The organism is Streptomyces sp. NPDC002994 (assembly GCF_040611155.1).
In the GTDB taxonomy this organism is placed as follows: domain Bacteria; phylum Actinomycetota; class Actinomycetes; order Streptomycetales; family Streptomycetaceae; genus Streptomyces.
The window spans coordinates 210,876-236,182 of sequence record NZ_JBEXNQ010000004.1; the positions used below are offsets into that span (position 1 = coordinate 210,876).

At 70.8% G+C, this 25,307-nt stretch carries 21 protein-coding genes and 2 pseudogenes; 12 read left to right on the top strand and 11 right to left on the bottom strand.

Annotated elements, in window-relative coordinates:
- Positions 1 to 105 precede the first annotated feature (105 nt).
- The gene (locus ABZX79_RS06565; protein WP_355252596.1) at positions 106 to 435 is read left to right on the top strand and encodes a hypothetical protein; all 330 of its coding nucleotides are present in this window, start codon (positions 106 to 108) and stop codon (positions 433 to 435) included.
- A 17-nt stretch (positions 436 to 452) separates the two neighbouring features.
- Entirely contained in the window at positions 453 to 962 is a 510-nt protein-coding gene (locus ABZX79_RS06570) for a DUF664 domain-containing protein (protein WP_355252599.1), read from the top strand.
- Positions 963 to 987: 25 nt separating this feature from the next.
- On the opposite strand, the gene ABZX79_RS06575 is transcribed toward ABZX79_RS06570, so the two are convergent.
- The gene (locus ABZX79_RS06575; RefSeq protein WP_355252602.1) at positions 988 to 1,395 is read right to left on the bottom strand and encodes a DUF5997 family protein; all 408 of its coding nucleotides are present in this window, start codon (positions 1,393 to 1,395) and stop codon (positions 988 to 990) included.
- 56 nt (positions 1,396 to 1,451) lie between these two features.
- Between ABZX79_RS06575 and ABZX79_RS06580 the strand changes: the two genes are divergently transcribed.
- Together ABZX79_RS06580 and ABZX79_RS06585 are read left to right on the top strand one after the other, a co-directional pair.
- A complete protein-coding gene (locus ABZX79_RS06580; RefSeq protein ID WP_355252604.1) occupies positions 1,452 to 2,219 on the top strand; it encodes a LysR substrate-binding domain-containing protein in 768 nt (255 codons plus the stop codon).
- Positions 2,220 to 2,888: 669 nt separating this feature from the next.
- A complete protein-coding gene (locus ABZX79_RS06585; RefSeq protein WP_355252606.1) occupies positions 2,889 to 3,413 on the top strand; it encodes a transglycosylase SLT domain-containing protein in 525 nt (174 codons plus the stop codon).
- Positions 3,414 to 3,424: 11 nt separating this feature from the next.
- Here ABZX79_RS06585 and ABZX79_RS06590 read toward each other — a convergent pair.
- Positions 3,425 to 4,289: pseudogene (locus ABZX79_RS06590) on the bottom strand (prephenate dehydrogenase/arogenate dehydrogenase family protein).
- A 269-nt stretch (positions 4,290 to 4,558) separates the two neighbouring features.
- Between ABZX79_RS06590 and ABZX79_RS06595 the strand changes: the two are divergent.
- From ABZX79_RS06595 to ABZX79_RS06605, 3 genes and pseudogenes are all read left to right on the top strand, one after another.
- Positions 4,559 to 5,554, top strand: a complete 996-nt coding sequence (locus ABZX79_RS06595; RefSeq protein WP_355252609.1) for an alpha/beta hydrolase — start codon at positions 4,559 to 4,561, stop codon at positions 5,552 to 5,554.
- Positions 5,547 to 6,746, top strand: a complete 1,200-nt coding sequence (locus tag ABZX79_RS06600; protein ID WP_355252612.1) for an acyltransferase — start codon at positions 5,547 to 5,549, stop codon at positions 6,744 to 6,746. Before ABZX79_RS06595 ends, ABZX79_RS06600 begins: the two co-directional genes overlap by 8 nt.
- Positions 6,701 to 6,968, top strand: a pseudogene (locus ABZX79_RS06605) (hypothetical protein); the annotation flags it as partial. The gene ABZX79_RS06600 and the pseudogene ABZX79_RS06605, both read left to right, overlap by 46 nt.
- A 31-nt stretch (positions 6,969 to 6,999) precedes the next feature.
- Here ABZX79_RS06605 and ABZX79_RS06610 read toward each other — a convergent pair.
- The 8 genes from ABZX79_RS06610 to ABZX79_RS06645 form a co-directional block, all read right to left on the bottom strand.
- Positions 7,000 to 8,157: a glycosyltransferase family 4 protein gene (locus ABZX79_RS06610; protein ID WP_355252615.1), complete on the bottom strand. Its 1,158-nt coding sequence runs from the start codon at positions 8,155 to 8,157 to the stop codon at positions 7,000 to 7,002.
- A 17-nt stretch (positions 8,158 to 8,174) separates the two neighbouring features.
- Positions 8,175 to 8,978: an FkbM family methyltransferase gene (locus tag ABZX79_RS06615; protein ID WP_355252618.1), complete on the bottom strand. Its 804-nt coding sequence runs from the start codon at positions 8,976 to 8,978 to the stop codon at positions 8,175 to 8,177.
- Positions 8,979 to 9,118: 140 nt separating this feature from the next.
- Positions 9,119 to 10,120, bottom strand: a complete 1,002-nt coding sequence (locus tag ABZX79_RS06620; protein ID WP_355252620.1) for a proline racemase family protein — start codon at positions 10,118 to 10,120, stop codon at positions 9,119 to 9,121.
- Positions 10,120 to 11,070, bottom strand: a complete 951-nt coding sequence (locus ABZX79_RS06625; RefSeq protein WP_355252623.1) for a dihydrodipicolinate synthase family protein — start codon at positions 11,068 to 11,070, stop codon at positions 10,120 to 10,122. The genes ABZX79_RS06620 and ABZX79_RS06625 overlap by 1 nt, the downstream gene beginning before the upstream one ends.
- The gene (locus ABZX79_RS06630; protein WP_355252626.1) at positions 11,067 to 12,548 is read right to left on the bottom strand and encodes an FAD/NAD(P)-binding oxidoreductase; all 1,482 of its coding nucleotides are present in this window, start codon (positions 12,546 to 12,548) and stop codon (positions 11,067 to 11,069) included. The genes ABZX79_RS06625 and ABZX79_RS06630 overlap by 4 nt, the downstream gene beginning before the upstream one ends.
- A complete protein-coding gene (locus ABZX79_RS06635) occupies positions 12,545 to 12,856 on the bottom strand; it encodes a (2Fe-2S)-binding protein (protein WP_355252629.1) in 312 nt (103 codons plus the stop codon). Before ABZX79_RS06635 ends, ABZX79_RS06630 begins: the two co-directional genes overlap by 4 nt.
- Complete coding sequence (locus ABZX79_RS06640) at positions 12,853 to 14,061, bottom strand: FAD-dependent oxidoreductase (protein WP_355252632.1); 1,209 nt, start codon at positions 14,059 to 14,061, stop codon at positions 12,853 to 12,855. Before ABZX79_RS06640 ends, ABZX79_RS06635 begins: the two co-directional genes overlap by 4 nt.
- 57 nt (positions 14,062 to 14,118) lie before the next feature.
- A complete protein-coding gene (locus ABZX79_RS06645; RefSeq protein WP_355252635.1) occupies positions 14,119 to 14,733 on the bottom strand; it encodes an XRE family transcriptional regulator in 615 nt (204 codons plus the stop codon).
- A gap of 166 nt (positions 14,734 to 14,899) precedes the next feature.
- Between ABZX79_RS06645 and ABZX79_RS06650 the strand changes: the two genes are divergently transcribed.
- A complete protein-coding gene (locus ABZX79_RS06650; RefSeq protein ID WP_355252638.1) occupies positions 14,900 to 16,960 on the top strand; it encodes a SpoIIE family protein phosphatase in 2,061 nt (686 codons plus the stop codon).
- Positions 16,961 to 16,980: 20 nt separating this feature from the next.
- On the opposite strand, the gene ABZX79_RS06655 is transcribed toward ABZX79_RS06650, so the two are convergent.
- Positions 16,981 to 19,701 (bottom strand): SpoIIE family protein phosphatase, encoded by a 2,721-nt coding sequence (locus tag ABZX79_RS06655; protein ID WP_355252641.1) that lies wholly within the window; start codon positions 19,699 to 19,701, stop codon positions 16,981 to 16,983.
- A 178-nt stretch (positions 19,702 to 19,879) separates the two neighbouring features.
- Here ABZX79_RS06655 and ABZX79_RS06660 point away from each other — a divergent pair, with 178 nt between their 5' ends.
- The 4 genes from ABZX79_RS06660 (at position 19,880) to ABZX79_RS06675 (ending at position 25,248) form a co-directional block, all read left to right on the top strand.
- Entirely contained in the window at positions 19,880 to 20,443 is a 564-nt protein-coding gene (locus tag ABZX79_RS06660; protein WP_355252644.1) for a PadR family transcriptional regulator, read from the top strand.
- Positions 20,444 to 20,500: 57 nt separating this feature from the next.
- A complete protein-coding gene (locus tag ABZX79_RS06665; RefSeq protein WP_355252646.1) occupies positions 20,501 to 22,234 on the top strand; it encodes an acyl-CoA dehydrogenase family protein in 1,734 nt (577 codons plus the stop codon).
- 249 nt (positions 22,235 to 22,483) lie between these two features.
- On the top strand, positions 22,484 to 25,111 hold the full coding sequence (gene lanKC, locus ABZX79_RS06670; protein ID WP_355252934.1) for a class III lanthionine synthetase LanKC: 2,628 nt from the start codon (positions 22,484 to 22,486) through the stop codon (positions 25,109 to 25,111).
- Positions 25,108 to 25,248 carry a SapB/AmfS family lanthipeptide gene (locus ABZX79_RS06675; protein ID WP_355252648.1) on the top strand — a complete coding sequence of 47 codons (141 nt, stop codon included), beginning with the start codon at positions 25,108 to 25,110 and terminating at the stop codon, positions 25,246 to 25,248. Before lanKC ends, ABZX79_RS06675 begins: the two co-directional genes overlap by 4 nt.
- The last annotated feature ends 59 nt before the right edge of the window (positions 25,249 to 25,307 follow it).

A 25,307-nucleotide genomic window follows, 5' to 3' on the forward strand; every position in this document is an offset into this window, starting at 1 on the left:
CACCGCCGGCGTCACAGTGGCCGGCCCGGCACCGCGCGGAAGGAGCGTCGGTGCGGTGCCGGGCATCGCCGTACCCGCGTCAGTCCACCCTCGGAGCCTTCGTCTGTGGCCCCGATCGTGCTCGCGGTCGCGATCTTCGGCAAGTTCACCGGCGCCTACCTGGGCGCGCCCGGCCTGCGGCTGGGCATCCTCGACACCAACAGCTACACGATCATCGTCCTCGTCGCGGTGGTGACCTCGGTCATGGCGCCGCCGCTGCTGCGCATGGCCATGAAGCGGGTCGAGTACACGGAGGAGGAACAGTTGCGCCTGAGCGACCGGGCCGAAGCGGACACACGGGGCAAAGATGTGAGCGGGTGGCGGCACGGAACGAGTGACGGTGACGGTTCGCCACAGCCCTACGGTGCGTGTCGATCGCGCGGAGGGCCGAGGTGAGCGGCCATGGTGGTTGTATGAACAGTGCCGGCATGCTGGTGGATGCGTTCGGACGGATCCGGGAAGTGGTGCACGAGGCCGTCGAAGGCCTTCCGCCCGATGACCTCAACGCGCGGCTGGACGAGGGGGCGAATTCCATCGCCTGGCTCGTGTGGCACCTCACGCGGATCCAGGACGACCACGTCGCGGGCGTGGCCGGGGTCGAACAGATCTGGTTCACCGAGGACTGGGCCGCCCGCTTCGCTCTGCCCTTCGCGAAGGAGGCGACCGGCTACGGCCACAGCAGCAAGCAGGTAGCGGCCGTGCGGGTGAGCTCGGACGAGCTGCTGCTCGGCTATTACGACGCGGTCCACGAGCGCACCGTGAGCTTCATCCGCGACCTGCGCGACAAGGACCTGGACCGGATCGTCGACGAGAGCTGGTCGCCCCCGGTCACGCTGGGTGTCCGCCTCGTCAGTGTCATCGCCGACGACCTCCAGCACGCCGGCCAGGCGGCTTTCGTCCGGGGGGCGCTGGAGCGCCGTTAGCTCAGTAGCTCAGTAGCTCAGTAGCTCAGTCGGTCGGGTCTGCCGCGCGCAGCTGCGCGCGCTCCGCGTTCTTCTCCTTGATACGCACCGCTTCCTTCCGCACCTCGGCCAGGTTGGCGCGCTCCTGCTGCAGCCACTCGGGACCGTCCGCCTTCAGCGCCTCGATCTGCTCCGTGGTGAGCGGTTCCGTGATTCCGCCACGCGCGAGACCAGCGATGGAGACGCCCAGCTTGGCCGCGACCACGGGGCGGGGGTGCGGGCCCTTTGCCCGCAGGTCCAGCAGCCACTGGGGCGGATCGGCCTGCAGCGCGTTCAATTCGGTGCGCGAGACGACACCCTCCTGGAACTCGGCGGGGGTGGCCTCGAGGTACACACCCAGCTTCTTCGCCGCGGTGGCGGGCTTCATGGTCTGGGTGTTCTGGTGCGACGTCATGTGTCAAGGGTATCGAGCGTGCGTGCCACCTCTGACCATGACGGTAACCTTGCGGGGTGACAGGCTCGGAAGTATCCCCTTTGTTCCGGCTCGCATACGTGCCGGGAGTGATGCCCACGAAGTGGGTACGGATCTGGAACGAGCGGCTGCCGGAAGTCCCCCTCACTCTCCTCGGGGTGCCCGCCGCCGAGGCATTCGACGTGCTGCGGGGCGGTGGCGCCGACGCGGGTTTCGTGCGGTTGCCGGTCGACCGGACGGATCTCAGCGCGATTCCTCTCTACACCGAGACGACGGTCGTGGTGATCCCGAAGGACCACCACGTGGCGGCGCTCGACGAGGTGTCCACAGAGGATCTTGCCGACGAGCTCGTGCTGGACCCCCTCGACGACACCCTTGTCTGGGAGCGTCGGCCGGGACTGCCCGCGAACGAGCGACCCGCCACGACGGCGGACGCCGTCGAGCTGGTGGCGGCAGGGGTGGGCGTACTCGTCGTGCCGCAGTCGCTCGCCCGCCTGCACCACCGCAAGGACCTCACATTCCGGCCGGTGCCGGACGCCCCCCAGTCGCGCGTCGCGCTGTCGTGGCCCGAGGACGCGACCACCGACCTGGTCGAGCAATTCATCGGCATCGTTCGCGGGCGTACCGTCAACAGCACGCGGGGCCGGCCCCCGGCCGAAGCAGAGCCGAAGCGCAAAAAGCGCCCCGCCGCAGGCGCGGCGGCCCAGCGGAAGTCCGCAGCCGGCAAGTCGACCGGCAAGAACCCCCGAGGCGGATCCGGCGGCCCGAAGGGCGGCAAGCGCGGCAAACCGCGCCGCCGGCCGTAGCCCACGGACCTACGCTCATGCCGCGCCCCACAGATCGCAGTGGTGCGCGGCTCCCAGGCCCGTCGTAGTGGCGTTGCCGCCCCTCGGACGCCGTACGCGGCTGAAGCACCCGACCCGGTCGCCGACCCTGTTCCGGCATGTCCTGCCCGCCCCGAGCGCGCGGCGCGCGTGTGGCCCGCGCAGTCGCCGAACGTACCGCTCTGGATGATGGCGGCCCGGTACAGGCCGCGGCTGCCCGGCGAGGCCGGCTGTGCGCGGACCTCGCTGCCTGGCGGAGCCGTACATCCCGTCGCCCGACTTCGGTGATCCCACGCCGAGCGCTTTCCCCCCGCCGGGAGCCTGTGGCTGTGAGTCGGCCCATAGGTCCTGCGTCACATACGAAGCGGGGTAGTAGCCCCGTCGCGCGGCCCTGCCGCGCTGGGGCGCGCCGGTCGGCCTCTCGTCGTCTCTTACTACGTAGACGAGCAGTAAAGGCGGTCATTGCCGACATCTCGGTCAGCCGTTAACCATGGATCGAGCCCCGGGGAGCTGATTGCTCCGCTTGGCCGTCGCCGGCCCCCGCGGCTGTCCCTGACAGCACCTGAATGGAGACTTTCTATCCGTACGCCCGCGCAGTCCCTCATCCGTGCCACCCGTACCGCCCGCATCCGTAAGTTCTCGGCTTCCGGTATGTGCGCCGCAGGAGCCGCAGCAGTGGCCCTGACCCTCGCCCCGTCCCCCGCGCAGGCCGCCGAGCCGGCCACGCACGGCGTGTCCGCGGCGGCCACGGTCTCGGCAGCCGGAGTCTTCGCGCAGGCCGACGCCATTGCGAAGAAGGCCGAGAAGGCGGAGAAGGCGGAGAAGGCCGAGAAGGCGGAGAAGGCGCCCTCGTACCCGGACAACCTGGACGGCTGGATCCGCGAGGCCCTGGACATCATGAAGGCCAAGGGCATCCCGGGCACCTACGAGGGGCTGCACCGCAACATCATGCGTGAGTCCGGCGGCGACCCCGACGCAGCCAACGGCTGGGACATCAACGCGCAGAACGGCACGCCGTCCAAGGGCCTGCTGCAGGTGATCCAGCCCACCTTCGACGCCTACCACGTCGCGGGCACCCCGCAGGATCTGACCGACCCGGTCGCCAACATCACCGCGGCCGCCAACTACGCCGCTGACAAGTACGGCTCCATCGACAACGTCGACTCCGCCTACTGAGCCCCGGCGATTCAGCGCTCCCGCCATCCCCGTGCCTGAAGGGCCTTTCTCAACGGCGCCGTCAGGCCGGGCGCGACACTGTCGTGGACCAGTCCGGCCAGCTGGCAGGTGGCACATGTTTGCCGGAGATCCGGGCGCGCCCCGACTTGCCCCTGCGCAGCACGTTCTCGACGATCTCCACACCGCGGCTGCGCCTGGTCTCATCCGTCGCGGTGATGGCACGCAGACCGTCGACCATCTCGCCCAGGTCGGAGCCCAGTTCCTCAAGCAGGTCGGCCACGGCGCCGGCGTTGGCGCTCAGTATGTCCAGCCACAGCCGGGGGTCGGCTTCCGCGATGCGGGGGAGGTCCCGCAGGCCCGGTCCCGCGAGGCTCACCGTACGTTCCTCGGCATGCTCCAGGCGCATGGCGACCAGGCTCGCCACGACATGAGGTGCGTGCGAAACCAGCGCGACGGCACGGTCATGCACGGCAGCCTGCATCACGACCGGCACAGCGCCGCACAACGACACCAGCTCCAAGGCCGTGTTGAGCGTCTCGGTATCGGTGTCTGCCGTCGGTGTGAGCGCCCACGTACGCCCCTCGAACAGGTCGGCCCGGGCGGTCAGCGGGCCGCTGCCGGCCGCGCCGGCCATCGGGTGGCCGCCGATGTAGTGCGAGGTGTCGCAACGGAGGGCGATGGCATCTTGCTGCGGCTCCGCTTTGACGCTCGCCACATCCGTGTAGTGCCGCGCCAGACCCTGTGCCTGTACGTCCGCCAGCACCCTGCCGACCAGCGGCGGCGGTACCGAAGATGTACGGTCACGTCGCGCGCCCGCAGAGCCAACGCCACCGACGTGCCCATCAGTCCTGTGCCGGTCACCAATGCTGAGCGCATAACGACTGCGTCCATTCCCTGAGTTGAACAGCAACGTGACGGCCTGGATATCCGAGCACCCGGTCAGTCGGGACGATAGACGGCCGACAGCGCCGTACGAAAGGTCAGATAGCGGTTGGACGGCCCCAACGACCGCCCTGCGCCCGCCCCGTAGTACCTGAGAGCTACCTGGAAGGTGCCCTCCAAGGAGGGACGCAGACCACGAAGCGTGATCCGTAACTTCAGTGCCGGAGTCCGAAGGATTTCCGGTACGGAAGGACCACCTGCCCATGGCGTCGCCCGGCTCACGCGGAAACACTCTGCGCCGCACCCTGCTCGCCGCACTCATCACCGTCTCGGTGGCAGTGCCGGTGTCGGGGGCGGCCCGCCCGGCGGCGGTCCCGGCGCCTGTTCCGGCCCTCCTTGCCCCGATGCGCGCCGCGACCCCCACCGCGCTCGCCGAGCGGTACGCCGCCACGCGTGACGGCATCCGGGCGGCCGAGCGGATGGCCGTCGGCCACGGTGACCGCAAGCGGGCCGCCGGACTGCGCACCATGGCGGGCCCCGAGCGCCACTTCCTCTCCTTCGACGGCCGTGACGGCGGCCGCAGCGTCGAGGTGTACGGCGACTTGTCGCGGGCCGAGCGGATCGCCGTACTGGTCCCGGGCTCGGACACCAGTCTCGACACGTACTGGCGCCTACGACGCGACTCCGTCGCGCTCGAGCGGGAGCTGGGCGAAGGGTCCGCCGTAGTCGCCTGGCTCGGATACGACCCGCCCGCCACGGTGAGCCCGGCGGTGACGACTCCGGGACGGGCCGACCGCGCCGCCCCTGAACTGCGCGAGTTCGTACGGTGGTTGATCGATCTCAGGCCCGCCGCCCGGACCTCCCTCCTCTGTCACTCCTACGGTTCCGTCGTCTGTGGCCGGGCCGCGTCCGGCCTGGAAGTCGCTGACATCGTTCTCTACGGCAGCCCCGGTACCGGCCATGACAACGCCGCCGCGCTCCATACCCGGGCCACTGTCTGGGCAGGCCGGGGCAGCACCGACTGGGTCGCCCATGTTCCCCACGCCGCGCTCGAACTGCCGTTCACCACAGTCGGCTTCGGGACGGACCCGGTGTCGCCCGAGTTCGGCGCCCGGCTTTTCGCGGCGGGCGACAGCGGCCACAGCGACTACCTGAAGCGCGATTCCGTGTCGCTGCGGAGCATCGCCCGGATCGTCGCCGGAGAAGCCGCGTCCGGAGAGCCCGCGTCCGGAGAAGCCCGGGGGAGCCGTCATGCGTGACTTCGCCCGGCGGATCGACTCCGCGACTCCTCCCGACCGCGACCGTGCCGTCGACGCTCTGCGGGCCATGGCCATCCTGGGCGTGGTGTTGGGCCACTGGCTGGTGACCGCACTCGTCAGCGACAGCGGCACGGTGCGCGGTGCCAGCCCGCTCCGCTACATGCCCGAACTCACGCCGGTGTCCTGGGTGTTACAGACCCTCGCGGTCTTCTTCCTGGTGGGTGGGCAGGTGAGCGCGAAGAGTTACGCCTCCTCCCGCGCCCGGGGCGTGACGTACGGCGCGTGGCTCGGTGCCCGGATGGCCCGGCTGTTGCGGCCGGTCGCCGTCCTGGTGGGGGTGTGGACCGTGGTGGCGGGCGTGATGCTCGCTTCCGGGACGAACCAGGACACCATCCGCGCGCTGTGCAAGCTGGTGTGGTCCCCGCTCTGGTTCCTGCTGGTCTTCGCGGGGCTGACAGCGGCGACCCCGCTGGTGGCGAAGCTGCACCCGCTGTGGCCGTTGGCCGTCGTCCTGTACGTCGACCTGTTCCGCCTCGGCCTCGACGGCCCGGCCTGGCTCGGCTGGATCAATGTCCCGGCCGGCTGGCTGGTCCCGTACTGCCTGGGCACCGCCTGGGCCCGGAGTGCCCTGCGGGGCCGTGCGACCGGCTGGGTGCTGCTGCTCGGTGGCGCCGTCGTCGCCGCCGGACTCGTCCTGTGGGCGGGCTATCCGGCGTCCATGGTCGGGGTGCCCGGCGTTCCGGTCTCCAATCTCGACCCGCCCAGCCTCGCCGTCGTCTCCTTCGGGCTCGCCCAGTGCGGCGCCGCCCTGCTGCTGCTCGGCCCGCTGCGGCGAGCGCTGCGGCGCCCCGCCGCCTGGGCGGCGGTGGCACTGGTGAACCTCTTCGCGATGACCGTCTTCCTCTGGCACCAGACCGCGATGATCGCCGTCACCGCCCTCGGCCTGCTCGTGGGCGCACCCCTGACCGGCCTGCACACCGTCCCCGACAGCCCCGTCTGGGTGCTCGCCCGGGTGGCCTGGCTGCCGGTGTTCGCGCTCGCCCTGCTGGCCTGCTGGGCGGCGTTCCGTACGTACGAACAGGGGCGGTCGCGCATTGTCGCTCGCGACACCGGGGAGAGGGTGGCCGTGGCCGCAGTGACCCCCGCTCCACCTCGCACCCGCGCTCGATCATCAACACCGAGCGCACACTGACCGTGGAGCAGCTCACCCAGGTCCTCACCGGCATGTACACCCTCGCCCTGTCCACCGTGACGGCGAAGGGCGAGCCGCGGATCAGCGGTGTGGACGGGCACTTCCCGCACGGAAAGTGGCACTTCGGCACGGCGCGCGGCGCCGCCAAGGCCCGACGTGGTCCACTACCGGCTGCATCCGCACTGGATTGCCGTCTACGCCCCCGACATCGCGAAGCTCACGGTGGTGGCGGCCCGCCGAGGTACGCCGGGCCCTACTCCTGCCCGGGCACGACCACCGTGGCGCGCTCGGGTGTCAGCAGCCGCGTCAGGTGACGGGCCGACGCATCCCACGACCAGGACTTCTGAACCCAGCTGCGGCCCGCTGCGCCCATCTCGGCGGCCCGGTCGGTGTCGAGCAGTATCCGGGTCAGCGCGTCGGCGACGGCAGCGGTGTCCGTGCCGTCCACGACGTGACCGGTCACGCCGTCCAGCAAGGTGTCCGGAGCGCCGCCGGAGTCGCCGACGACCACCGGGAGTCCGCTCGCCGCGGCCTCCAGGAACACGATGCCGAGCCCCTCCGCCTCCAGCCCGGCCTTCCGGGTGCGGCACGGCATGGCGAAGACGTCCGCCGCGGCGTAGTACCGCGGTGTCTCGGCGTGCGTCTTTCCGCCCAGGAAGAGGACCGAGCCGTCGGCATGGGTCAGCGCGAGCTTCCGCAGCCGGGCCTCGTGGGGGCCCAGGCCGACCACCAGCAGCACCGCGTCGGGCACCTGTCGCCGGATCAGGGGCAGGGCGCGGATCAGCTGGTCCTGGCCCTTGCGCGGGACCAGACGGGCCACGCAGAGGATCACGCGCTTCCCGTGCAGGCCCAACTCCGTACGCACGTCGAGGGCCGCAGCGGTGTCCGGCCGGTACGCCTGCGGGTCGACACCCGGTACCAGGCGGCTCATCCGCGCGCGGGGGCCGAGAGCGGGCTCGATCCGGTCACGCGTGTACTGGCCGAGATAGGTGACGACGTCGACGCCTGCTCCGATCCGACGCATCATCTGGCGCGGGCCGGGCGTCCTGGCCCACCAGATCTCGTGCCCGTGCGTGGTCGCGACGATGCGGCGTACGCCGGTGTGGCGCAGAGCCGGTGCCATCAGGGCGAGCGGCGCCGCGGCCCCGAACCACACCCTGTCGCAGCCGTGGGCCCTGGCAATCTCAACGGCCCGCCTGGTGACCCGCCGGGTCGGCAACAGCATGCCGCTGCGGTCCCGTACGACAGGAAACGGCAGGGTCGCGTCGTACGCGGTGTCGCCCGGCTCCCGCGAGGTGTAGACGACAACGTCGTTGTCCGGCACACGCGTGGCCATCGCGTGTACGAAAGTCTCTATTCCGCCCTGACGGGGCGGGAAGTCGTTGGTTATGACAAGAGTGGTGGAGCCCATGGAAGTGTCCGGATCTTTCAGCTGGAGGGGATCGGTTCAGCCGTGAAGAGGTAATTGCGGCAGTCGTCGTTTACATCGGCGACGCGATCCCAAACCCCGTGGCGCCAGCGGTACATGTCGTAGTCGAGGCCACCCAGCCGGCTCACGAGTTCGGCCGACTTCATGTCGTACTTCGCGAGGTGACGGTCCTCGATCTCCAGCAACAAGGCGGGCCGATGACGCGACAGCGTGTTCTTGGCTCCCAACAGCACGGCCGCCTCGGCGCCTTCGACATCGGCTTTGATGAAGTCGACCTGGTCCAGCCCCAGATATGTGCACATGCCGTCCACCGTCCGCACCGGAGTGGCCACCGAACGGGACGTGGGGAATTCGGAGTTGGGGCCGGGACCGGACGATCCCTCGGTCAGGTAGGCACGGCCGTGGACGGGCAGCAGCCGGCGCCGGGGCAGACTCATCGTCCCCTGCTGTGCTCGCTCGCCGAAGGCCGTGCGGTGCACGGTGACGTTGTCGCAGCCCAGGGCCGAGGCCGCGGTACGCAGCCAGCGCGCGGGGCCGGGCAGCGGTTCCACACTGTGCACCGCTCCGGACGGTCCGGTGAGCGCGGACAGGGCCCAGGTGTAGAGGCCGTACTCGGCACCGATGTCGAGGCAGACGGCGCCCGGCCGCACGAAGGGCCGCAGGCCCGCGACTTCCTCCTCCACGAAGCTCCATCGCGAAGACGCCCAGCGCAGGGTGCTTGCCACGGAGGTCACGCGCAGACCGGCGTGCGTACGGACGCCGGTCTGCGCGTGACCTAAGCGATCCTTGGGACGCTTCAGCATGCCACTCATCAAAGGCCTTTCAGCTTTTCACATGATCGGCCTGCTATCGCATCATCCGTTTCTTCCGGGGTAAACCTTCCGCAGAAGGAGATCCGTCTGCGAAAGTCACCCCTGAGGCGTACTTCTCAGGGGATAGCTGACTACAGCACGAACCCGTGGGGGAACGGATCGCCCGGATCGAGGAGGTAGTTCGCAGTCCCGGTGATCCACGCCCGGCCGGAGAACTCCGGCACGACGGCCGGCAGGCCGGCCACCTCGGTCGCGGCGAGCAGGCGTCCGGTGAACCGGGTGCCGATGAACGACTCGTTGACGAACTCCGTGTTCAGCGGGAGCTCCCCGCGAGCGTGCAACTGCGCCATGCGCGCGGACGTTCCGGTGCCGCACGGTGAGCGGTCGAACCAACCGGGGTGAATGGCCATGGCGTTGCGGGAATGCCTGGCATGCGAGCCGGGGGCGATGAACTGCACGTGCTTGCAACCGCCGATGAGCGGATCCAGCCGATGCACCGGCCGCCTCTGCTCATTCACCGCCTCCATGATCGACAGGCCGGCGGCGAGAATCTCGTCCTTGCGCGCCCGGTCGAACGGGAGCCCCAGCTGCTCCAGTTCCACGATGGCGTAGAAATTTCCGCCGTACGCCATGTCGTAGCGGACGACACCCACGCCCGGGACCTCCACGGCCGCGTCCAGCTCAGTGACGAAAGCATCCACATTGCGCAAGGTGACGCGTTCGGCCACGCCGTCGCGGACGGTGACGCGCGCCTCCACCAGCCCGGCGGGTGTGTCGAGGCGTACGACCGTCTCCGGCTCGGTCACCGTGACCATTCCGGTCTCCACCAGCACGGTGGCCACGCCGATGGTGCCGTGCCCGCACATCGGCAGGAATCCGCTCACCTCGATGTAGAGCACGCCCCAATCGGCGTCCGGCCGGGTCGGCGGCTGGAGGATCGCGCCGCTCATCGCCGCGTGTCCGCGCGGCTCGTCGACCAGATACCGGCGCAGCGGGTCGAGGTGGTCCACGGCGTAGCGGCGGCGCTCGGCCATGGTGTCGCCAGGGACGGGGCCGACACCGCCCGTGACCACCCGGGTGGGCATGCCTTCGGTGTGGGAGTCGACCGCGCTGATCGTACGGACCGAACGCATCAGGCCGACCGCTTCCCGAGCGCCGCGACGGCGCGGGCCATGTCGGCGCCGATCTGCTCACGCTGAGCCGGGGACAGGGGGCCGCGGGGCGGGCGACAGGCGCCGCCGAAGCGGCCGACCTGCTCCATGCCGAGCTTGATGGCCTGTACGAATTCGGTACGGGAGTCCCACCGGAAGGCGGCGACCAGTGGCTCGTAGAGCGCGCGGGCCTCCGCCGGCTTGCCGGTGGTGGCCAGCTCGAACAGCAGGGCCGACGCGGCGGGAAACACGTTCGGGAAGCCGGCGAACCAGCCGGTGGCTCCCATCAGCAGGCTCTCCAGCACGACGTCGTCGGCGCCGCTGATCACCTCAAGGCCGGGCGCCCGCTCCTTGATCTCCAGTACGCGTCGCACGTCGCCGGAGAACTCCTTCACCGCGACGATGTTGTCGATCTGCGCGATCTCGGCGAGCAGGCCCGGGGTCAGGTCGACCTTGGTGTCGATGGGGTTGTTGTAGACCATCACCGGAAGGCCTACGGACGCGACCGCTTCGTAGTGCGCCAGGACCTCGTCCCGGTTGGCGCGATACATCGTCGGCGGCAGGCACAACAGCCCGTCGGCCCCGTCCTCGGCCGCGATCTCGGCCCAGTGCCTGGCCTGGTGCGAGCCGGCGCCGTGCACGCCCACGACGACCGTGCCGGAGCCGTCCACCGCCTCGATCGCGGTACGGGCCACCGCCCGCCGCTCCTCGTCCGTCAGGGAGGAGTATTCGCCCAGCGAGCCGTTCGGGCCGACTCCGTGACAGCCGTTGTCCACCAGCCACTTGCAGTGTTCGGCGTAACGGTCGTAGTCCACTGCCAGCCCGGCCGGCGCCGACGCGCTCTCGTAATAGGGGAGGGCTGTGGCCACGATTACGCCGCCGAGAGCGCCGAGCCCCCGAAGAGTGCTGAGCTGCTGCGTGGTGTCGCTCACGAATCGTTCTCCTTCGTCGGGTCGGGGGGCGCGGCCAGTTCGCCGAGCCGAATGGGCTGGGCGATCGGCCGACGGTGCGGGCAGGCGGGCGGCAGCCCGTCCACGGGGCCGGGGCCGGCCGCGGGAGTGCTGCCCAGCCGCGCGCTGAGTTCGGCGACGGTGGGGCCGCAGATGCGGGCCTGACACGGGCCGAGTCCGGCCCGGGTCTCCAGCTTGGCGACGCGCGCCGCGGCGCCTGCCGGGTGGGTGAGGGCCTTGCGGAGCGTGGCGTAGTCCGTCTCCTCGCAGCGGCAGACCACCGTGTCCGGCCGCAGCCACCCGGACCAGGCCGCGCCGATGGGGTGCGCCCGGGCCAGCCGCCCGGCGAAGGTCCGGCCCTGGTCCCGGCTCCGGCGCAGGCGGCCGAGGGCAGGGGCCGCCGGGTCGCCGCCGCCGGCGATCCACCCGGCGACGGCACCCTCCGCGCGCGCGGCCGGGGCGCCGGCGATGCCGGTGATCTCGCCGGCGGCATACGTCTCGGGGCGGCTGGTGCGCTGGTCGTCGTCGACCGCCACGAACTCGCCGCCGTACGACGCGTGCAGCGCGCAGCCCGCGGCCAGCGGCAACTCCAGCTGCGGGCTGAAGCCGTGCGTGACGCACAGCGCGTCCACCGCCGTGGTCCGCTCGCTGCCCGGCAGCACCGACCAGTCCGGCCGCAGCCGCGCGGTGACGACCTCTTCCACCCGGCCCCGGCCGCGCGCCTCGATGACGGCGCGCCCGGTCCGGTACGGCACCCGACGGCGGATCAGGCCCGCCGCATACACGACGAGTTCGCGGGCCTTTCCGGCGGCCGCCTGCGCGCCCAAGTCCCAGGGGCGGCGTGACCAGCCCCGGGCCACGGTGGCCGGCCCGTTGGCCTCGAGTACCTCCAGTACCCGCGAGCCGGCTTCCAGCAGCGACGCGGCCACCGGAAGCAGGAACGGTCCCGTGCCGGCGATCACCACGCGGTCGCCGACCACCACCCGTTCCCCCTTGGCCAGAGCCTGTGCCGCGCCGGCCGTGAACACCCCGGGCAGCTCCCAGCCGGGAAAGGGCAGCACCCGGTCGTGAGCGCCGACGGCGAGCACCAGCGCGTCGGGATCGAGCACGTGGCGCCGCCGGTCACTGCCGTCGGCCTCTCCGCGCAGTACGTGCACCCGTGACGGACCGGCTTCACCCGGAGCCGGACGCTCCAACGCCCATACCGCGGTCTCCGGCCACCACGTACAGCGCGGATGGGTCAGCACCCGCCGGCGCTGTCGGTCGAAGGCCGCCCAGCCGTGCTGGAGCCGCTCCGGACGGTCGGCGGCGTACGCGGCGGGCAGCATCCGGTGGTACTGGCCGCCGGGCTGCTCCGCCGTGTCGATCAGCGTCACATCGGCGCCCGCGCCGAGCGCCGCGCCGGCCGCCGCGAGGCCGGCGGGACCTGCGCCGACCACCACGACATGACGGCGCGTCACCGCTCCTCCTCGACCCGGGACTGAGTGGTCACCACGTCGCCGTCGCGGGCCCGGCGCCGACAGGCGCGCACGTCGCGCTCGGTGCCCACGGTCACCAGGCAGTCGAAGCAGACGCCGATGCCGCAGAACACCCCGCGGGCGCTGCCGGAGGGGCCGCGGCGCCAGGCCAGGCGGCCGGCGGCGAGCATCACGCCCGCGAGACTCTGGCCGGCGATACCGTCAAGGGGCTCGCCGTCGACGGTGATCCGCAGCGGCCGGTCACGCCGTCCGGCGGCGTCGCTCTCCACGGGGACACGTCGCGGGCTCATATCGTCTCCTCATTTCCGGTGCGCGCGGCTGCGCCGAGTACGGCCGGACGGTCCACCCGGAACGCCGTCGCGTCGATCTCCGTCGGCTGATTGAGCATCAGGTCGCGCAACATCACCGCCGTGCCGAGTGACAGGCCGACCCCGGCGCCCTCGTGGCCACCGGCGTGCCACAGGCCCGGGAGCCGGGGGTCGGAGCCGATGACCGGAAGGTGATCGGGCACGTAGGGGCGGAAGCCGCCGTACGCACGCATCACCGGTACGCCGGCCAGGCCGGGGAACAGCCGCAGCGCCTTGGCGGCGATCGCCGAGAGCACCTCGGGGCGCAGCCGGTCGTCGAAGCCGGCCCGACGGCGTGAGGAACCCAGCAGAACGCTGCCCGCCCGGGTGGACTCCACCACCGCCGAGGTCTGCAATTCCTCCGCGCTGTTGCCGACCGCGCCCACGTAGTCGGCGTCGTAGACCTTGTGGAACACCATGGGCGGCAGGGGAGTCGTTACGAGGATGTCGCCGCGCCGGGGCCGGACGTCGACCGGTGCCCCGAGGCGGGCGGCCAGCTCGCCGGCCCACGGGCCCGCCGCGTTGACGAACAGGTCCGCATCGAGGAGGCCGGCCGAGGTACGTACGGCGATGAGGCGGCCCCCGCGCGTGACGGCCCCGAGCACCTCGCACCCGGTCCGCAGCGCCGCACCGGCCGTGAGTGCGTCCGTGAGCAGTGCCACGGCAGCGCCTGCGGGCTGCACTTGGGCGTCGTCGGGGTAGTGCAGGGCCGCGGTGTGGTCGCGGGTGACATGGGGCTCGGCCTCGGCGAGCGCTTCCGGGCCGAGGACCTCCGCCCGTACGCCGGCCTCGCGCTGGGCGCCGGCGAAGCGGGCCAGCTCACGGGCGCCGGCGTCGGTGGTCGCGACGACGATGCCTCCCTTGGGCTCCCACTCCACCGCCGCCACCGCCGCGGCCCCCCGCGCGGACCGCTCGGCGATCGCGCCGAGCACTTCGGGCCAGAGCCTCCGGGACAGCTGGGCCAGCAGCAGCTCCGGGCCGGGGCCCTTGTCGGAGAGGAGGACGTTGCCTTCGCCGTGCGAGGTGGTCGCCGCGGCGGGGCCGCCCCGGTCGACGACGGTGACGCGGAAGCCGGCGAGGGCGAGTTCGCGAGCGCAGGCCGCACCGACGATCCCGGCGCCCAGCACCGCCACGCGCGTTCCGCTCATCGCTCCTCCGTTCGGTTTAACGAACGAAGGTGAGGCTATGGCGGGGTGAGGGGCATGTCAACGGCCAAGCGGCGGCAAGGAATCGCGGTGGGGCGTCACCTGCGGCGCCCCCTGGTCCTTGCGGTATTGCAGCAGCAGTACGGAGCGCACCGGACCCCCGGTCGCGAGGTATGCGTGCGGCAGGGACGCGTCGAAGCCCACATAGTCGCCCGGGCCCAGCTCCACCTCGTGCCGGTCCACCCGTACGCCCAGCCTGCCGCACTGTACGACGGTGTGCTCGGTACCGGTGTGGCCGAGCGACTCCTGCCGGCAATCCGCCCTGAACTGCTGGTCGTAGACCTCGAAGACGGTGTCGCCCGTGTCGATCCGCCTGAGCGCGCGCAGGTCGACCCCCTCGCCGCTCAGCACCTCCACGTCATCGGCGCGCACCACGGTCAGGCCGCCGGGTGGCCGCGCGTCCAGCAGATCCGACACCGGCATTTCCAGTGCGCGCGACAGGCTGAACACCGTCTCGATGGTCGGGTTGCCGCTCCCGGACTCCAGCTGCGACAGCGTCGCCTTGCCGATCCCGGAGCGCCGTGACAGCTCGGAGAGCGACAGCCCGTGCAGGGCCCTTGCCCGCCGGAGATTGGCCGCCAGCATCTCCTGGATCGAGCCCCTGTGGTCGCTCACGCCTTCCCCCTCCATCGCCTTCGTTCACTTTAACGAACGAAGCGGCTCGCGCGGCACCCACCACAGCCGCGGCCTGAGCACGATTCCCCGGGGAAGCGCTCCGCACCGAAGCCTCGGATAAGGTGATTCCGTAGGAAATGCACCCTCCCGGGGTTAGGTCGATGCGTTGGACACACACCAGTCGGCGGGCGAGGTGCCGGCACAGCCCCCGGCGGTCGTCGGGTACGCGGGTGTGCTCCGCGAACTGCTTCCGATCGCGCTGTGGCGCGAGGACGCGGACGGGCGCATCGTCGAGTGGTCGCTGGCCGCCCGCGACCTGCTCGGACATCAGCCCGAAGACGTCATCGGCCGTCCTGCCACCCCCCTGCTGGTTCCCGACGGCAACCGGGAACTGGCCGATCAGCTGACGCGGCGGGTCCAGGGGGGAGAGACCGTCGTCGGAACCCTGCCGGTGCGCCATCGCGACGGTCACGACGTGACGATGGAGATGTGGATCGTCCCCGCCACCGACCCGCGGGGACGGCCGGGCACCCTGCTGATCGCCGTGGAGACCTCGGAAGTCCTGCACATGCGGGACTCTCTGGCGGCCCTCGAGAGCCTCTTCACCCAGTCACCCATCGGCCTCGCCACCCTCGGACCGGACCTCCGGTTCCTGCGCGTCAACGACGCCCTGGCCCGGATGAACGGTGTCTCCGCCGCCGAGCACCTGGGCAAGCGGCTGACCGAGGTGGTGCCGGGCGTCAACGCCACGGCGCTGGAGGCGACGATGCGCCAGGTCCTGGAGCGGGGCACGACCGTGGTCGACGCCCGCCGGACCGGCCGGACCCCTGCCGACCCCGACCGCGACCGCACCTGGTCCTGCTCGTACGCCCCGCTGCTCGACAACGCCGGCCGGCGGCTGGGGCTGATCGCCTCCCTCATCGACATCACCGAGGGCCAGCAGGCACAGATCGAGGCCGAGCGGGCCCAGCACCGTTTCGCTCTGCTCGCCGAGGCCGGCACCCGGATCGGCACCACCCTGGACCTGCGGCAGACCGCCGAGGAAGTCGTGCAGCTGCTCGTGCCGCAGCTCGCCGACTCGGCCGACGTACAGCTGCTGGAAGAAGTCCTGGAACCGGACGAGGCCGCCGCGTCCACCCGCGGTGTGGTCCGCCGGCTGGCGGCCGCCTTCCCCGAACCGTCCGCCCCCACGGCGAAACTCGTGCCGGGCATGACCTTCCGGATTCCACCCGGCTCCGTGTACGAGCGGGTCATCGCCGACGGTCTGCCCATGAACCTGTACCAGTCCGACGTCCCGGCGCTGATCACCGACCCCCGCGCCGACAGGCTGCGTACGTACCTCACGACCCTGGGTTCCGCGCGGCTGATCCCCCTGGTCGCCCGTGGCAAGGTGCTCGGCGCGGTGGTGATCACGCGACTGCGCACCCGCGAGCCGTTCGACGAGCAGGACTGCGTACTCGTCGACGAGCTGGTCGCGCGCGCCGCGCTGAACATCGACAACGCGCGGATGTACACGAGCCAGCGGGAGGCCGCCCTCACCTTGCAGCGCAGCCTGTCGAACAACGCGCTGCCCGAGGTCACCGGCCTCGAACTCACTGGGCGCTACCTCCCCGCCAGTGACCACGACGTCGGCGGCGACTGGTTCGACGTCATCACACTGCCCCAGGGCAGGACCGGACTTGTCATCGGGGACGTGATGGGGCACGGGATCCATGCGGCGGCCGTCATGGGACAACTGCGCACAGCGGTACGCACGCTCGCCCGCCATAACGTCTCCCCTGCGCAGATGCTCCGCTCCCTCGACGCCGTCGTCGCCGATCTGGGCGAGGACGAGATGGCGACCTGTGTCTACGCCGTCCACGACCCGACGACGGCCACCTGCGTGATCGCCAGAGCGGGCCACCCCCCGCCGGCCGTCGCCACGGCCGGCGGGGGGATCACGTTCCTCGACGGTCCGCAAGGCGTGCCCCTGGGGACGGGAGGCGAGGACTTCCGGACCCAGCGGGTGGCGCTGCCGCCGGGCAGCCTGCTGGTGCTCTACACCGACGGCCTCATCGAAGCCCGTGACAGGGACCTCGACGAGGGGTTGGAGCAGCTCGCGCGGGCGCTGGTCCACCGCGAACAGCCGCTGGACGACCTCTGCGACGGCATCCTCGAACAGCTGCTGGCCGCCCGCCTGGCACAGGACGACGTGGCGGTGCTCCTGGCCCGCACCCGGCGGACATGAGCCTTGGACGGACATGAGCCTCAGAGCGTGTCGATGTCGATGTCGTCGATGTCGAAGAAGCCCAGGAGCTCCTGTTCCGGGTCTCCCGAGGCGCCCGGCAGCGCCTGCTCGGCCCAGATGACCTTGCCCGCCGGCGTGTACCGGGTCCCCCACCGCTGGCTCAGCTGCGCCACCAGGAACAGTCCGCGTCCTCCCTCGTCCGTGGTGGCGGCGTAACGCAGATGAGGTGAGGTGCTGCTTCCGTCGGACACCTCGCACGTCAGTGTGCGGTCCCGCAGCAGCCGTATCCGGACCGGCGCGGAGCCGTAGCGGATGGCGTTGGTGATCAGCTCGCTGAGGATCAGCTCCGTACCGAACGCGAGAGCCGACAGACCCCATTCGTCCAGTTTCTTCACGACGACGGCCCGCATGGCACCGACCGCGCTCGGTTCGAACGGCACGTCCCACTCGGCCACGCGGTCCGCGCCGAGTGTCTTGGTCCGGGCGATGAGCAGGGCCACGTCGTCCCGCGGACGAGCCGGCAGCAGGACGTCGAGAACTGCCCGGCAGCTCTCCTGCGGGTGCCGGTCGGGATGGCTCAGGGCCCCGCGCAGCAGCTCCAGTCCCTCATCGATGTCACGGGTACGGTCCTCGATCAGCCCGTCCGTGTAGAGCACGAGCTGGCTGCCCTCTTCCAGGTACAGCTCGGCGGTTTCGAACGGCATCCCGCCCAGCCCCAGCGGCGGTCCGGTCGGCAGCTGAAGGATCTCCACCGGTCCGTCGGGACGGACCACCAGCGGCGGCGGGTGTCCCGCCCGTGCCATGACGCAGCGCCGGGACACCGGGTCGTACACGGCGTACAGACAGGTGGCACCCAGCATGCCGTCGTCGGCGTCGGCGTCGGCGCCGTCCTCGCCGTTGTGGTCGATGCGCTGAACGAGGTCGTCGAGACGGGACAGCAGCTCGTCGGGCGGCAGGTCGAGGGACGAGAAGTTGTGCACCGCCGTACGCAGCCGCCCCATGGTGGCCGCGGCGTGCAGCCCGTGGCCGACCACGTCACCGACGACGAGGGCGACGCGGCTGCCCGACAGCGGGATCACGTCGAACCAGTCGCCGCCCACCCCGGACTGCGCGGGCAGGTAGTAGTGCGCCACCTCGACGGCGCTCTGTTCGGGGAGGCCGCGCGGCAGCAGACTGCGCTGGAGCGCTACGGCCACGGTGTGTTCGCGGGTGTAGCGGCGGGCGTTGTCGATACTGACCGCGGCCCGCGCGACCAGTTCCTCGGCCAGGGACAGATCGTCGTCGTCGAAGGGTTCCGGCTTCTCCATGCGCCAGAAGTTGACCACTCCGAGGACCACGCCCCGCGCTTTGAGGGGCGCTGTGATGAGGGAGTGGATGCCGTACTCGACGATGCTCCGCGCCACGGGCGGGTCCTGGGCGAACCAGCCCGGCGCGTCGGACAGGTCGGGCACCAGCTCGGCCTGGCCGCTGCCGAGCCCGCGGGCCTGCGGGGTGGACGGGAGGAAGTCGATCAGTTTGCCGCGCGGATAGAGGGGCTGGTCGTCGCGGATGCCGCTGACCGCCGTACGCCGCAGGTCCGCGCCCGAGCCGGTCGGCTCGTCGCCGTGCAGCACCTGGTCCGCCAGATCGACGGTCACGAAGTCCGCGAACCGCGGTACGGCGACGTCCGCCAGCTCCTCGGCCGTGCGCACCACGTCGAGCGTGGTACCGATGCCGACACCCGCGTCGTACAGCAGTTTCAGCCGTCGGCGAGCGGCGTCGGCCCGGCGCGTCAGGACGCGCATCTCGGTGGAGTCGCGGATGGTGACCGCCGTCCCCTCGGGCTGGCCGTGGGGTTTTGTCGGCCGTTGGTTGACCACCAGCAGCCGGTTCCCGGCCGCGAGGACCTCGTCCGTGGCCTCCCGGCCGGACAGCAGGAGGCCGGCCATCTTCTGGTCGAGGCGGGGAAGCTGCCCGATGTGCTGTCCCTCCGCGTCGGCCGGAAGATCGAGCAGCCGTTTCGCCTCGTCGTTCGCCAGCAGCAGGCGGCCGTCCCCGTCGGTGATCAGGACGCCCTCCCGGACGGCGTGCAGGACCGCGTCGTGGTGTTCGTACATACGGGTCATCTCAAGCGTCCCGAGCCCGTGGGTCTGCCGCCGCAACCGCCTGGTGACCAGTGCCGTGCCGATGGTGGCCACGGCCAGGCCGGCCGCGCTGACGCCGAGGATGACAGGGAGCTGCCGTTCGACCACACCGGTGACGTTCTGCACGGTGAGACCGGCCGAGACCAGCGCCACGACCTCGCCGTCGGCGGCGGTCACCGGGACGATGGCCTGTATCTCCTGGCCCAGAGGCCCTTCCACGCTCTCGGTGTGCACCCGGCCGGCCAGGGACGGCTCGATCGTGCCGACGAACCGCTGGCCGATCCGGTCGGGCTGGGGGTGCGTGTAGCGGATACCGCGGGTGTCCATCACCACGATGAAGTCGACGCCCGCCCGTCTGCGTGTCTCTTCCGTGAGCGGCTGGAGGATCCTGGACGGATCGGGGGCCTTCAGCGCCTCCTGGAGCCCGATCGAGTGGGCGAAGGTCTCCGCGACCGCGACCGACCGGTTACGGGCCTCACGATCGCCGTCGTGGCGCGCCTGAAGCACCAGTGCCAGCACGGCACCGGCGGCGAGCAGCAACACGATCGCCACCTGGAGGACGAAGACCTGTCCGGCGACGCTCCGCGGGCGCTTCCTGGTTAGTGACCGCACCGACACGCCCGGTACGGGGTGAAACGATCGACCACATTGTTATTTGTACTCCCGCGCGGCCTCCCGCGCCTAGGTGGTGCGCAGACCTTCGTGGTGCCGAGGGCCATTCGCGCGACGGGTGAGCCGTGTCTCACCAGCGCGGTGGCGCTTGTCTATGCAACGAGTTGCATAGAAGGATCGGGGCATGGCGCTCGAACACGCGATCCTCGTTTCCCTGCTGGAGCAGCCGGGCTCCGGCTATGAGCTGGCCCGGCGGTTCGAGCGGTCCATCGGTTACTTCTGGAACGCCACGCATCAGCAGATCTACCGCGTGCTCAAGCGCATGGAGAGCGACGGCTGGATCGACGTTCGCGACGTACCGCAGCAGGCCCGGCCGGACAAGAAGGAGTACTCCGTCGCAGCCCTCGGCCGGGCCGCCCTGTCCCAGTGGCTGCACGAGCCGATCGAACCCGAGAGCGTCCGGCACGACCTCGCCGTGAAGATCCGCGGCGCGGCCTTCGACGACCCGGCCGCGCTGATCCGCGAGGTCGAGCGGCACCACGGGGCGCACACCGACCGGCTCGCGCACTATCTCGCGGGGGAGCGGCGGGACTTCACCGGACCCGAGGCCACCGCGGGCAGCGAGCCCGGTGCCGGGCGGGAGCTTCAGCATGTGGTGCTGCGCGGCGGCATCGCGTACGAGCGGATGATGCTCGCCTGGCTCGACGACGTACTCGCCACCCTCCACCGACTGGGCACCCGGCGCTGACGCGCCATCACCCCTGACCTCCCACCACCTCACCCTCAAGCCGGAAGGCGAACATCCATGGCTGACCCGTTGCTGTTCAACCCGCGCACCTACGACCCGGCGCACTTCGACCCCGAGACCCGCAGGCTGCTGCGTGCCACCGTCGACTGGTTCGAGGACCGCGGCAAGCGCAAGCTGATGGACGACTACCGCTCCCGTGCCTGGCTCGGGGACTTCCTCGCGTTCTCGGCCAAGGAAGGCCTCTTCGCCGCCTTCCTCACGCCCGCCTCCGCCTCCGCTTCCGAAGGGCAGCCGGAGCAGGACACGCGCTGGGACACCGCCCGGATCGCCGCGCTCAACGAGATCTTCGGCTTCTACGGGCTCGACTACTGGTACGCGTGGCAGGTCACCATCCTCGGTCTCGGCCCGGTCTGGCAGAGCGACAACGCCGCCGCTCGAACCCGCGCGGCCGAACTCCTCTCCCAGGGCGAGGTGTTTGCCTTCGGCCTGTCCGAGAAGACCCACGGCGCCGACATCTACTCCACCGACATGCTGCTGGAGCCCGACGGTGACGGCGGCTTCCGGGCGAGCGGTTCGAAGTACTACATCGGCAATGGCAACGCCGCCGCCCTGGTCTCCGTCTTCGGCCGCCGCACCGACGTCGAAGGCCCCGACGGCTACGTCTTCTTCGCCGCCGACAGCCGCCACCCGGCGTACCACCTCGTGAAGAACGTCGTCGACTCGTCGAAGTACGTCAGTGAGTTCCGCCTCGACGACTACCCCGTCGGTCCCGACGACGTGCTGCACACCGGCCGCGCCGCCTTCGACGCCGCCCTCAACACCGTCAACGTCGGCAAGTTCAACCTGTGCACCGCCTCGATCGGCATCTGCGAGCACGCGATGTACGAGGCCGTCACCCACGCGCACAACAGGATCCTCTACGGTCGCCCCGTCACCGCCTTCCCGCACGTGCGCCGCGAGTTGACCGACGCGTACGTACGCCTCGTCGGGATGAAGCTGTTCAGCGCCCGCGCCGTCGACTACTTCCGCTCCGCCGGCCCCGACGACCGCCGGTACCTGCTGTTCAACCCGATGACGAAGATGAAGGTGACCACGGAGGGCGAGAAGGTCATCGACCTCATGTGGGACGTCATCGCCGCCAAGGGCTTCGAGAAGGACACGTACTTCTCCCAGGCCGCCGAGGAGATCCGGGGGTTGCCGAAGCTGGAGGGCACGGTCCACGTCAACCTCGCGCTGATCCTCAAGTTCATGGCCAACCACCTGCTGCGTCCGGCCGAGTACGCGCCCGTGCCCACCCGACTGGACGCGGCCGACGACGCGTTCCTCTTCCGTCAGGGGCCGGCCCGTGGCCTGGGATCCGTACGCTTCCACGACTGGCGCCCCGCCTATGACGCGTACGCCGATGTGCCCAACGTCGGCCGCTTCCGGGAACAGGCGGACGCCCTGTGCGAGTTCGTCACCACCGCCGCCCCCGACGAGCAGCAGAGCCGAGACCTGGACCTTCTCCTCGCCGTCGGCCAGTTGTTCGCGCTGGTGGTTCACGGCCAGCTGATCCTGGAGCAGGCGCGCCTGACCGGCCTGGACGAGGACGTGCTCGACGAGCTGTTCGCCGTCCTGGTACGCGACTTCTCCTCGTACGCCGTCGAGCTGTACGGCAAGGATTCCGCTACCGAGCAGCAGCAGAACTGGGCCCTGGGCGCGGTCCGGCGCCCGGTCGTCGACGACGCCCGCGCGGCCCGGGTCTGGCAGCGCGTGGAGGCGCTGTCCGGGGCGTACGAGATGGCGCCGTAACAGCGCGGCGAGTGAGCGGTGTGCCGCCGGCCAGGGCCGATACGCCCTGGCCGGCGTTTTTACCGGCCCCGACGTGACGTTCTCACGCCGCATGCGTGACAAAGGGTGGTGTTTCGTGGCGGGCAACTCTGGAATCCTCGCTAGTGATCAGAGCGAATATTCCCGACAAGCGCCCAGATTTCCAGCCAGGCCACAGAGCAACGGATCTGCCTCAGGGACACCGAGCCCACGACGGAGACTCCCGTGGATATGCGCTACGAGGCCTATTGCCTCATGGATCCCCACTTTTACGACACGCCTACCAGCGCGCAAGGGGACAGAGCAGACTTCGAGCGGACGCGATGTCCGGCTCCCGACGGGTGGCTGCGCGCCGAACTGGGCGAGTGGGTGGTGCTCGGTCCGGAGGGCGCCGAGCTGCCCCCGCAGGGCTGGAAGATCCATGTGTCGGCGTGCCTCGACAACGCCCGGGACATCCTCGACGACGTATGGGACTACTGCGTCGCCCGCCGGATCGCCTTCAAGTTCCTCCCCAGCGAGGACGACCTCCTCCTCGCGAACGGGAAGTACGCCCCCCGCGGATCGAGCGGCAAGTTCCTGACGATCTATCCGGCCGACGAGGCCCAGCTCGAGGTGGTCCTCCGCGAGCTGGGCGCCGTCCTGGACGGCCGGCCCGGCCCGTACATCCTCAGCGACCTGCGCTGGGGCTCCGGTCCGCTGTACGTCAGGTACGGCGGTTTCACCTACCGGACCTGCGTATCGCCGGAGGGGGAGCCGGTGCCGGCGATCGAGGACGAGTCAGGCCGGCTCGTGCCCGACGTGCGCGGACCCACGTTCCGGGTGCCGGACTGGGTGACGATGCCCCGCTTTCTCGAACCCCACCTCGCCGCACGCAACAACATGACCGTCGGTGATCTGCCGTACCGCATCGAGAGCGCCCTGCACTTCTCCAACGGCGGTGGCCTCTACACCGGTCAGGACGTACGGACAGGACAGCGAGTCGTGCTCAAGGAGGCCCGGCCGTACGCGGGGCTCACCCTGGACCGCGCCGACGCGGTCACCAGGCAACGCCGTGAGCGGGAAGCCCTCGAGCGATTGAGCGGGCTCGATTGTGTGCCCGCCCTGCTCGACCACTTCGTACTGGGGGAACACCACTTCCTGGTGGAGGAGTTCGTCGAAGGGCAGACGCTCAACAGCCTCTTCGTCGACAAATGCCCCCTCGTGCTTCCGGAAACCGACGACGCGGACACCGCCGCCTACACCGCATGGGTTCTCGACATGCTCGACAAAGTCGAGCGCGCCGTCGCCGCCGTGCACGAGCGGGGCCTGATTGTCGGCGACCTCCACTCGGACAACATGCTGGTCCGCCCCGACGGCCGACTGGTGCTGATCGACTTCGAGGGTTCGGTGGACGTGGCCGACCAAGGGGAACAGCGCCTCGCCGCCCCCGGGTTCGTGGTCCCGGCCGGCCGGACCGGTGTCGAGATCGACCGCTATGCCCTGGCCTGCCTGCGACTCTCGCTTTTCATACCGCTCACCGGCCTGCTGCCGCTCGACGAGGGAAAGGCGCGGCAGCTCGCCGAAGAGGCAGCCCGTACATTCCCGGTGCCCCACGGATACTTCGACGACGCGGTACGAGTGATCACCGGGGAAAGCCCCGGGGCACCGGCAGGCGCCGACACCCAGCAGCGGCTGGAACCGGACCGTGAGGGCTGGATACGCGCCCGCGACTCCATGGCCGCCGCCATCCTGGCGTCCGCGACACCCGAGCGTGACGACCGGCTCTTCCCGGGCGACATCGAGCAGTTCGCCGCGCCGGGTGGGGGTCTGGGCCTCGCGCACGGTGCGGCCGGGGTGCTGTACGCGCTCGACGCGGTCGGCGCCGGGCGCCACCCCGACCACGAGGAGTGGCTCGTACGCCGCGCCCTGCACCCGGAACCCCTCACGCGCCTCGGCTTCTACGACGGCCTGCACGGTGTCGCGTACGTCCTCGACCACCTCGGCCACCGCGAAGAGGCGATGAAGGTCCTCGACATGTGCATGGGCGAGCAGTGGCAGCAGCTCGGACCCGACCTGCGCTCGGGACTGGCGGGAATCGGCCTGAACCTTCAGCACTTCGCCGCGGCCACCGGTGACCTCGCGCTCCGTGACGCGGCGTTCTCGGTGGCGGGCATCGTCGCCGACCGGCTGGGACCGGCCGACGGGGCGGCGGACGATGACGACGAGAACGCGTACGCCGGGCTGCTGCGCGGCTCGACGGGGCCCGCCCTGTTGTTCCTGCGGCTTCACGAGTACACCGGCGACCCGGAGTTCCTCGACCTGGCAGCCACGGCGCTCCGCCAGGACCTGGACCGTTGTATCGTCCGGGCGAGCGGGGCGATGGAAGTCGACGAGGGCTGGCGGACCTTGCCGTACCTCGGCAACGGCAGCGCGGGCATCGGCCTGGTGCTCGAGGACTACCTCGCCCACCGTCAGGACGACCGGTTCCGCGAGGCGGCCGCCGCGATTCGCAGGGCGGCCACGGAACAATTCTTCATCCAGTCCGGGCTCTTCGCAGGCATGGCGGGGATGATCCTGACCCTCAGCCGGCCGCATCCTCCCGGCACAGCCGCAGAGCGTGACCCGGTGGTTGCCGAGCATGTGCGCCGTCTGTCACGGCACGCGCTCACCTACGAGGGTCACCTGGCCTTCCCGGGCGAACAGCTGATGCGGCTCTCCACCGACCTCGCGACCGGCAGCGCGGGCGTCCTGCTCGCCGTCGGCTCCGTCCTTCACAACAGCCCCGTGCGGCTGCCGTTCCTCGCTCCCAGCGACGGACACGCCGCACGGTCACAAACCCCTTCGTCCCCACGAGGTCAGGGAGGAGGTGAACCTCGATGACACTCCTGGAACTGCAGAGCCTTGAGCCGGATGTCAGCTACGGCGGCGGCGGCAAGAAGAGGCACAGCAACTTCAGTGTGACGCTTTGCGCCGGCGGCGCGAGCAACGTCAGCCTGTTGCTTTGTAGCGGCAAGTAACCGTCGAATGCGGGGGCGCCTCGTGCGTCCCCGCCCAACCCGTATCCCGGTCTCGCACG